Source organism: Hugenholtzia roseola DSM 9546 (genome assembly GCF_000422585.1).
In the GTDB taxonomy this organism is placed as follows: domain Bacteria; phylum Bacteroidota; class Bacteroidia; order Cytophagales; family Bernardetiaceae; genus Hugenholtzia; species Hugenholtzia roseola.
On record NZ_KE383885.1, the window covers coordinates 33,231 to 42,930 of the forward strand.

Annotated in this window: 7 protein-coding genes; 2 read left to right on the forward strand and 5 right to left on the reverse strand. The window is 39.5% G+C overall.

Going from position 1 to position 9,700, the window contains the following annotated elements; genetic code table 11:
* The first annotated feature begins 44 nt into the window (after positions 1 to 44).
* Both G500_RS0117845 and G500_RS0117850 read left to right on the forward strand, forming a co-directional pair.
* Positions 45 to 1,025 carry a GSCFA domain-containing protein gene (locus G500_RS0117845; RefSeq protein WP_027003532.1) on the forward strand — a complete coding sequence of 327 codons (981 nt, stop codon included), beginning with the start codon at positions 45 to 47 and terminating at the stop codon, positions 1,023 to 1,025.
* Positions 1,003 to 2,403 carry an MATE family efflux transporter gene (locus G500_RS0117850; protein ID WP_154657217.1) on the forward strand — a complete coding sequence of 467 codons (1,401 nt, stop codon included), beginning with the start codon at positions 1,003 to 1,005 and terminating at the stop codon, positions 2,401 to 2,403. The genes G500_RS0117845 and G500_RS0117850 overlap by 23 nt, the downstream gene beginning before the upstream one ends.
* A 23-nt stretch (positions 2,404 to 2,426) precedes the next feature.
* Here the strand turns inward: G500_RS0117850 and G500_RS24125 are convergent, their stop codons facing one another.
* The 5 genes from G500_RS24125 to G500_RS0117880 form a co-directional block, all read right to left on the reverse strand.
* Complete coding sequence (locus G500_RS24125; protein ID WP_035758008.1) at positions 2,427 to 3,326, reverse strand: DNA adenine methylase; 900 nt, start codon at positions 3,324 to 3,326, stop codon at positions 2,427 to 2,429.
* A gap of 231 nt (positions 3,327 to 3,557) precedes the next feature.
* Positions 3,558 to 4,859: a glutamate-1-semialdehyde 2,1-aminomutase gene (hemL, locus tag G500_RS0117865; RefSeq protein ID WP_035758010.1), complete on the reverse strand. Its 1,302-nt coding sequence runs from the start codon at positions 4,857 to 4,859 to the stop codon at positions 3,558 to 3,560.
* A 129-nt stretch (positions 4,860 to 4,988) separates the two neighbouring features.
* Positions 4,989 to 6,167, reverse strand: a complete 1,179-nt coding sequence (locus G500_RS0117870) for an acyltransferase family protein (RefSeq protein WP_027003535.1) — start codon at positions 6,165 to 6,167, stop codon at positions 4,989 to 4,991.
* 195 nt (positions 6,168 to 6,362) lie between these two features.
* Entirely contained in the window at positions 6,363 to 7,565 is a 1,203-nt protein-coding gene (locus tag G500_RS0117875; protein ID WP_154657218.1) for a helix-turn-helix domain-containing protein, read from the reverse strand.
* Positions 7,566 to 7,707: 142 nt separating this feature from the next.
* Positions 7,708 to 9,033 (reverse strand): LVIVD repeat-containing protein, encoded by a 1,326-nt coding sequence (locus G500_RS0117880; protein WP_051203873.1) that lies wholly within the window; start codon positions 9,031 to 9,033, stop codon positions 7,708 to 7,710.
* Positions 9,034 to 9,700 lie beyond the last annotated feature (667 nt).

Consider the following 9,700-nt stretch of genomic DNA (forward strand, 5'->3'; position numbering starts at 1 on the left):
TAAAGATAAACACCTTTATATAAAAAATTTACAAATTAAAAAACATGAAAGCAAACTTCTTTCACACACCTCTCACCCCAAAAGCCTTCCCGAAGACTTTTTCCCATCAAAATTCATTTTTTATGATGGGTTCGTGTTTTGCAGAAAATTTACATCAATATTTAACCGAAAATAAATTTGAAACCTATACCAATCCTTTTGGTACAATTTTCAATCCGCTTTCTCTTTTTATTTTGCTGATGGCAGAAGAAATTGATTTTGCCAAATATTATGTGCAGAATCAAGATGTATGGTACAATTACCTCTGCCATTCGCGTTTGGCGGCTTTAAAGAAAAGCGATTTAGAGCAAAAGTTGGCAACCTTAACCTTAGAAAAAAATGAACGGCTGGAAAGAGCCGACGTATTAGTGCTTACCTTTGGAACGGCTTATATTTATGAATTGATTTCCGAACAAAAAATGGTTGCGAATTGCCATAAAATAGAGGCTTCTAAGTTTAGAAAAGTGCTGCTTTCGCCCGAAGATTTGGTTTATTATTTTGATATTGTGTATCAAAACAAGTTATGGAACAAAGAAATTATCCTAACAATAAGCCCTGTGCGCCACCTCAAAGATGGCATGGCAGAAAATCAGGTTAGCAAATCTATTTTGCGATATGCAGCACACTTATTATCAGAAAAGTACAAAAATGTGCATTATTTTGAAAGCTACGAACTTGTGATAGACGACCTGCGCGATTATCGCTTTTTCGAAAAAGACCTACTGCACCCCAATCAAATGGCACGCGACTACATTTGGGAAAAATTTTCCAGCGTTGCTTTTGATGCGCCTACACAAGATTTTTTACAACAGTGGGCAAAAATTAGGCAATCTTTGGCACATAAGCCTTTTATTGCTGAAAGTACACAGCATCAGCTTTTTCTACAAAATTTATTAGAAGATTTACAGAAAATAAAACTTGTAGGCGTGGAAAATGAAATCAATCAAGTAAAAGCACAGCTACTTGCTGCTCGAAATGAAGTTTAAGACCGCCTCGATTTATACCTTTGCGTCTGTTTTGGTGCGAACCGCCGCCCAACTTTCCCTACAAAAAGTAATTGCTACACAATTTGGAGCGGCGGGGCTGACGCTTTTTGCTCATTTCCAAAATCTAATTTCATTTTTATTTATCGTTTCTAACGAAGGTCTGAATAAAGGGCTAATGCAAGAAGTAGCCGCCAAGCGCAAGGAAACCTTAGTCCCCTCTGTTTGGAAATTTAGAGAATTTAACTTTTTAGATATTCCCATTTTTTTTCAAACATTAACTTTACAAATTTTACTTTGGATAGTTTTTCTTGTTTTTTTGCTGATAGGAAAAGACTTTTTTTTAACACACTTTTTTATACACAAACCTACTGCACCCTCTTTCTGGCTTTGGTTTGTCCTCTTGGGTTTGGGTCTGTTGCTGCAAATGCTACTCTTACAAGGCTTGGCTTTTTGGGCAGCACAGGAAAATTTTGCTTGGCACAGCCTTTTTTCTGCGGCGGCAAACCTGCTTGCCTTAGGCATAGTCTTGTTATTTACTTTTGTTTTTCATACAAAAATAACCCTAATTTTGGTAATATGGAGTCTTGCCAATGGCTTTCTGGGTCTGTGGGTCTGGCTGCTAATCATTGCTCAAATCCTTTCTAAAAAAACAAAGTTAAAAAATTTATATAAAAAAAAATATAATTTACAAGCTATTTTTTTCAACGACTTAAAATATTTTGAACTTTTCAAATATGCTTTTGCAGCCATTAGTGTTGTCTTGGCAGATAAAATGGTAGCTTTTTTCATTCGCGATTGGGCAATAGAAACTTTTGACCCTTTGTCCGTAGGGCAGTGGCAAACACTACTCAAACTTTCGGATAATTATGGTGCAGTTTTCAGTGCTACTTTTTTGGTCATATTTTTTCCTAAAATTACACAACGTTTGCATCAAGAAAAAAAAATCGGTTCTTTTTTTTTGAAAAACTATGCTTTTCTGCTGACTGTTATCTCAATAGGTTTGTTTTTAGTCTATTTTCAATATCAAAATATCGTGCTACTGCTTTTTGAAAAAAGTCTTATTGCACCTGCCTCGTGGTTAGGATATTGGCTTTTAGGCGATTTTTTTAGGTTGCAAAACTATACGCTAAGTCAATTTTTTTTAGCCCAAAAACATTTGAAAATATACGGCATTTTGCAGTTTGTGTTTGGCTTGTTTTTTATGATAGTTTTAAAAATTAGTTATCATTTTCAACTTCAATCTGATGGCATCTTGCTTCTTTTGCAGGCACGTTTGGCAAGCTACGCCTTTTCTGTGCTTGTTTTGGGGAGTGGTGTTTTTTATAGTTTGAAAAAATCGCTGTATCGCCCAACGGAAAGGAGCAAAGACCCAAATTAGCGTCTTAGCCTGCCTTTTTTCTTTCATATCTTCAAGATAAGTTGCTGATAAACAGGGGGTTTTACAAATTCTTGTTTCGGCACTGTTTTATAGTTCAGTATTAAGGCTTCTGTAACCGCATTACGGTTTTCTTCTTTTCCGCCCAAATGATAGAAATGAGAAGTAGTTGCTATTTCGTAATTTTTCCAAAGACTTTCCAAATAAGTATTTTTTCTATATTGATTGCTATGCCAAGTAGATAACATAAACTTTGCACCACAATTTTGCAAAGTATTTTCCAAATCAAACTCGTTTTGCTCGTCCCAACTGTCGTAATAATCCACATGCCTGCCGATATAAGGAGGGTCGCAGTAAATCAAATCGTTTTCTTTGGCTAATTGGATAGTTTCTTTAAAATCCTGACAGATAAAATTCCATTCGTTGTTTTCTATCAAAAAAGCAACTTGTTTAACTTGATTCGTGATTTTAGTAACGTAGGCTTGTGCAAATCTTTCGGGTTTGTGTCCGTAAGGAACATTAAATTCTAACTTTCGATTGAATCGTATCATACCATTAAAACAACTCCGATTGAGAAACAAAAAATCAAGTGGTTGATGGTCTTTGTTAAATCTTTCTCTGATTTGATTGTAATAGTCTTGTCCTTTTTCTGCTAATATCTTACCTTGTTCCTGTAAAAATTTCTTCACGATTAAATGATTGATTTCCTTATTTTTAATAGCATTGTAAAAATTGACTATATGCGGATTACTGTCTGCAAAAATTGCTTTTTTAGGTTTTACATTAAACCCCACTACACCCGAACCCATAAAAGGTTCGACCCAAGTTTCAAACTCTTTGGGTAAATTTTCAAGAATAAAATTCACTAATTGTGTCTTTTTCCCTTGAATTTTGATAGGCGGAACATAGGTAGTTTCTTTATTCATTTTTGTTTTCTTTTATGTTTCCTGTTGTTTTTTTCAAAACGATATTGTCTTTAATCCAATGCTCATTTTTACCTTTAAATTGCAGGTAGGTTTTCAAATCAGTGATTTTTTTGTCCTTGAAAGTGATTTTGCTATAGTTTTTTTCGTCGTTTTTTAATATCAATATTATCCACCTACATATAAATCGCAAAAAACTAACAGTTCTCAAAGAACTGTTAGTTTAAGAAAAAACTACGCCGTATGAATTTCCATCATCGCCGCCTTGTGTGCCTTCAAGATGTGTTCGTAATCGGCATCAGAAAGAGCCGCAGAGAAAAACCAACTCTCGAACTGCGAAGGTGCTAAATAGACCCCTCTTTGCAACATGGCGTGAAAATATTTGCCAAAAAGTGCAGTGTCGCATTTTTTAGCCGACTCAAAATCCTCGACAGGTGCAGTGGTGAAAAAAGGATTCATCATAGAGCCAATTTGGTTGTAGGTGTAAGTCAAACCTAAACTGCGGTCTATTTGCTGCATCTCTGCCGTTAGTTCAGTTACTTTGGTGTTCAAAGTGTGATACACTTCGGGGTTTGCATCAAGCAAAGAAAGCAGTGCCAAGCCTGCCGCCATCGCAATCGGATTGCCTGAAAGTGTACCCGCTTGATAAACAGAACCTTGTGGCGAAACGTAGTCCATAATCTCCTTTTTGCCACCATACGCACCCACAGGAAGTCCGCCGCCGATAATTTTCCCCAAAGTGGTTAGGTCGGGCGTGATGCCAAAAACTTCCTGCGCCCCACCTTTCGCCAAACGAAAACCCGTCATGACCTCATCAAAAATAAGGACGATACCTTTTTCGGTGCAAATTTTTCGCAATCCCTCTAAATAGCCCTTTTTGGGCAAGATACAGCCCATATTGCCTGCCACAGGCTCAATGATAAGGGCAGCAATTTGGTTTGGATTGGCATTTACCAAATTTTCTATGGCTTCAAGGTAGTTGTAGGGGGCTAAAAGGGTGTCTTTTGCCGTTCCTTCCGTAACGCCCGGACTATTGGGCTTTCCAAAAGTTATCGCGCCGCTACCTGCTGCAATGAGGAAAGAATCGCCATGCCCATGATAGCAACCCTCGATTTTGATAAATTTATCCCTGCCTGTGTAGCCACGCGCCAAACGCACCGCCGACATCGTCGCTTCCGTTCCTGAATTGACCATACGGACTTTTTCAATAGAAGGCACCATCTTGCAAATCAAAGCCGCCATCTCGATTTCGCGTACCGTAGGCGCACCAAAAGAAGGGGAGTCGAGAACCGCCCTCGAAACCGCTTCCGTAACGGCAGGGTGCGCATGCCCCAAAATCATAGGTCCCCAAGAATTGATAAGCTCGATGTAACGATTGCCGTCTTCATCGAAAAGATACGCGCCCTGCGCACGTTTGACAAAGATGGGCGTTCCCCCTACGGCTTTGAAAGCGCGGACAGGCGAATTTACCCCACCGGGTATTTGCTTTTGGGCAGCCTCGAAATAGGCTTGGCTTTTAGAAAAGGAAAAAGACATAAGATAGAAAATGCAAAATTTGGAGAATAATGAATTGGTCTTCAAAATTACAAATTTTTGGCTAAAAAGCTACTTCCGTAGTCGAGTCGTGAGCAGTCGTTTTTAGATAACTCGAAGCCTTTGTCGCCTCTACCTTTCTACGACCTTATTTCTTTTGATACCAAATAAAAAGCGCGTCAGAGCCGTTCTTTTCAAAATTTCATAACCAAGCCAAGAAAAAAGAAAGGTCAGGATATTGATGATGACAAATTTTAAAAACCAATTTATTTGAAAATCAATAACATAGTATCCTATCGCAATCATCAGTGTTTGGTGCAGGATATAAAACGGATAGACGGCAGCGTTGGCATAGCGTAAAAAAGCATGGTCTTGCTTCAAATAGTATTGTGCCAAACCTAAAATCGCCATAATCGCAAAGCCTCCCAAGCCGTTATTTAACACCACGTAAGCAGCAAATTCTACTTTTGGCGATAAAAAAGCTTCCAAAAGATTGGTTTCCCTTAGAAAAAGAAAGAGAAAATAGAAAAAGAGTGCGATAAAAAGCGAAAGAAAACGCAAACGCGCCAACTTCTCTAAAATTGCCGTTTGGGAAGCTAAAAAATAACCCAAAAGGAAAACATAGAGAGAGGTACTAAAATTTGCCCAATCGTGTAACAAATCGTGAGTAGTGGGAAAGTAAGGGTCTAAAAGCAGGTGCAAAAGCAGGGCAGGCAGCAAAACCCAATAAACATTTTTACCTTTTTCTAAAAAAATAGCTAATGATTTGAAAATGCTTTTGCCTTTTTCAGATTTGAAATATAAAAAAAGCGGAATACAAAGCCAAGAGAAAATAAATAAGTACGCCACAAACCAAAGGTGATGCCAAGAAAAACTACCTGCGGGATAGGCTACAAGTTCAAAAACCGTTTTGTAAAATGTTAGATAATCTATATTTTCGCCGTTTTGCAAACGCTCGTAATAAATTTGGGGCGGCACTACGACAAACATACCAAAAACCAACGGCACAAAAAGACGAAAAAATCGCTCTTTGAAAAACGCAAAGCCGCTCCTACTTCGAAGGGCGAAATACGTCCCTACACCCGAAACCAAAAAAAGCAGAGGCAGCCGCCAACGGTTTAATAAAAGCATAAAAAATTCTAAAAAATGACTTGTTTCATCATTTTTAATGTGAAACTTCCATACAACGAAAATCATACCCGTATGATAGGGAATGAGCAAGAGAAAAGCTAAGACGCGCAGCCAATCGAATTGATGCTGGCGCACAGAAGGCGTAGAAGCCGTTTCGGAATGAGAAGAAATAGTCTTCATAAAAGTTATTTTGAAAATAAGTTGAAAAACATTTTAGTAAGATAAGAAAGCAGGCATCAGCCTTCCCCCCAACTTTCCAACAAAAGTAGCGTGTAGGGCGCGTAAGTCTGTTATCCGCCTATAAAGTCGGAGTTCGAGCTTATGATTTCGTACAAAATGGGCATTTTTTGCCGCCTGATGATGCTAAAAAATAAATTATTTATTGTTTTTCAAAGATTTTTTATACTCGCTTGGTGTCATGCCTACCTGCTTTTTGAAGGCAGTATGAAAAGACGATTTAGAAAGGTAGCCCACTTGTTCGGCGATTTCTTCTATTTTAAGGTGCTGCAAAGTAGGGTCTGCCAATAGCGTTTGTGCCTCCCTGATTCTATAAGTAGCCGTAAATTCAAAAAAATTTTGGTTGAAATTTTCGTTAATAATTTGAGAAAGATGATGCGTAGAAATGCCTATCTGTTTGGCTAAAATAGGCTGTGAAAAATCGCTTTGTAGGAAAGGTTTTTCCTGTGTCAGTATTTTTTCAAGGCGTGCCAAACTCTGTTTTTGCAGTTCTTCGGTCAGACTGGAACGCTCATATTTTTTGACTTCGGGGCGCGGAGGCTGAAAAAAAACCGAAGACTGAATCACCTGAAAACTAATCAAATATATCACAAAGGCTAAGTGAACCGCTAAAATATGGTCGCCTAAATCTTCTTTGTAGAATATTTTTATTAGAATGAAAACAAATAAAATAAGTAAAAGGTGCAAAATAATTTTTCTTAGCCAAGTGAGCATTTCATTTTCTTTAGACCAAAAAGGCAACGCAAGACTTTGAAACGTTTGGCGCAAAAGACGCACACTTAACACAAAGTAAAAACAGAGGCTTACAACCATGCACTCATTGACGTACTCCTTCCAAAGGAAAGGGTCGTAGGGCAACCAATAGCTTACGGGCAGAGGTAGCAGTTCGAGGTGATATGCCGAGATATAGGCGTTGTACTTGTATGCTATGGGCTGTAATTGCCAAGAGAGCGAATAAATTAAATACAATAAAAAAGGTAGAAAGTGCCAATATTGCTTTTTTTCAAAACGATTATAAATTTTTGTGTAGAGATACAAATAAAAAATTGGAGCAACAAAAAAATTAAGCGGTTCAGAAAAATCTATTAAAAATAAAACCTCAAACATATAATTTGTATAACAGAGCAGCACTTCGCTCATTGCTAAGGCAAGTGTTAGCAGTGCCAACCCCAGTAGGCGATTGCTCAATACCTTGCGCCGCTCACCTGTTAGGAAAAAGAAAGCAAGAAAAAAGCCCTGCCCTATTCCCAACATAATAAAAAGTGCGAAAAAATCGAAGCGCGGAGCGGGCAAAGTTTGCGGCAGCGATAAAAGCGATTCGAGGTAAGCAAAAAAAGACATAGCGTTTTCAAACTTAGGTGCAAGGCTAAAATTTTCCAAAAATAAAGACCAAAAATAGCAAAAAGGTAGGAATAGGTAGCAACAAAAAGACCCCAATAGCGGTACTATCGGGGTCTTGGTTCTACAAATTTAGTTTTTTGGCTTACTTAGAAATAGCTAAATGGCTAAGAAGGCGGAGATTTTCGGGGTCGGTGTAATCATATTGGTACAAACCGTCGGCAGCGATAAGCAATAAAGTATTGCCCAAAGGAATGACATCATAGGCATTTTGAGCGGCAAAATTGCCCAAAAGACGCAAACTAAGCGGATTTTTTGCATCAAAAACCTTCAAACCCTGTGCGCCGTCGCAAATAAAGAGTGTTCCCCTATCAATACCCAAACCATGCGGATTGAACATCGGCTGTACAGATAAAAGTTCAGGACGATATACATTTGTCAAATCTAAAATGTGCAATTCATTGATAAAATTGTTGCAATTTGTACCTGAACGCAACGTTACGTAGGCGATATTGCCCTCTACCACAACAGGGTCGCAGCTATTGAGGTGGTCGTATCGCGAAATAAATTGCGGCTCGGCAGGGTTCTGGTTGTCGTAAAGCAACATGCCCGTTTGCGAACCAAAGAACAAGAAATTGCGGTAAGGGAAAATCGTTTCCACATCAAAAGCCACTTCTACACGACTTGTCAGGGTCGGGTGAGTAGGGGTCAGAATGTTGTAGGTGTTCAAAAGAAAGCCATTGAGCGTATAAAGGTGTCCCTGTGCTAAGGTGAAACGCGCCATAGAACCCCCAACGCCATAGTTGGGACTGTATGAATTGGCATCACTGCTTGCATTGCCTGCACTTGCCTCCGCGCCTGTACTCACCCAAGCGTCGCGATTGTCGCCCGTCGCTTGGTCTACCTGCAACATAAAGTCCTCTTCACAGTTGTAATTGCTGCTAACCGTCGTCGCCTTCCAATCTACGATAATGCCGCCTTCGCCCACTCTACCTGACACAAAAGGCATCGAGGTCATAAATTGCTGCTGGTCGAAAGCATTTTCGAGGCGTTGTGCCAAACGGATATTGCGCTTATCGCCAATGTCCAAAACTAATAAATCTGTATAGTTATCGGCATAAAGCGTATTGCCTGCAATGGCGATGTCGTAATTGCCCGCAATCGGAATAAAGGCTTCGTTGATGGGTGCAGAAGGGTTGCTATTATTGATAAGGTGAATCCCTCTGCCGCGCTCATTGATAAAAATATAGTTGTCTTTGTAATAAATTTTGCCCACCTCGCCCAAAGGCTGCGCCGCCTCACTGCGAATGGGCGCACTGCGCAAATCCTCGAAAGAAAGATAAATCGGCTCGTAATACGTGTAGGTGTAGGTGCAATTTTCCTCCGTACAGCTACTCAAAAAAAGACTAAACAAAAGTGCAATGCCCAACGATTTTGTGAAGGCTTTTGCCAAGAAAGATTTGTGTTGCATAAAAATAAGGGTTTGAAGTTTGATAGCAGACGCAAAAGGTAATCCCTTCTGTTGCACAAAATACAAAAATCTTTTCAAACCGTAGCGCGAAGCTCCATTCAAACCGTCGACGAGGCTGTTAGCCGTCGTCGAGGTTTTTTTCCAACTGTAGCGCGAAGCTCCAGCTTCGCCATTCAACCGTCGACGAGGCTGTTAGCCGTCGGCGAGGTTTTTTTCTAACTGTAGCGCGAAGTTCCAGCTTCGCACTTCAACCGTCGACGAGGCTGTTAGCCGTCGGCGAGGTTTTGTTTCTAACTGTAGCGCGAAGCTCCAACTTCGCCCTTCAAACCAAAGACAAGATTTTTTGGCTTTTTTCAAACCGCCGAAAACAAAAAGACCCTTAGACGCTAAAAACATCTAAGGGTCTTTTTTCTGAAACCGTCGGCGAAGTTTTGTTTTTTTAGCTTTACGAAACCCCAAAGATTTCACAAAGCTAAACTTCGCAATCCTTATTTTAATCAGGGAGCAAGGGACGAGGGAAAACCAAATGAAATTCCCCTATTCTCTAATTTCTGAACCCTAACCCCTACCTGCGCAATCCTTGTTTTAATGGAAGAGGGTTTTTCTTAGGGGTTGGGGATTAGGAATTAGGGACAAGGGGAAAACCAAAATGAAATTCCCCCAATCT

What these genes read in the sequence shown, in the direction of transcription:
- G500_RS0117845 (WP_027003532.1), top strand. Translation starts at nt 45, where the DNA reads ATGAAAGCAAACTTCTTTCACACACCTCTCACCCCAAAAGCCTTCCCG.
- G500_RS24125 (WP_035758008.1), bottom strand. Translation starts at nt 3,326, where the DNA reads ATGAATAAAGAAACTACCTATGTTCCGCCTATCAAAATTCAAGGGAAA.
- hemL (WP_035758010.1), bottom strand. Translation starts at nt 4,859, where the DNA reads ATGTCTTTTTCCTTTTCTAAAAGCCAAGCCTATTTCGAGGCTGCCCAA.
- G500_RS0117870 (WP_027003535.1), bottom strand. Translation starts at nt 6,167, where the DNA reads ATGAAGACTATTTCTTCTCATTCCGAAACGGCTTCTACGCCTTCTGTG.
- G500_RS0117875 (WP_154657218.1), bottom strand. Translation starts at nt 7,565, where the DNA reads ATGTCTTTTTTTGCTTACCTCGAATCGCTTTTATCGCTGCCGCAAACT.
- G500_RS0117880 (WP_051203873.1), bottom strand. Translation starts at nt 9,033, where the DNA reads ATGCAACACAAATCTTTCTTGGCAAAAGCCTTCACAAAATCGTTGGGC.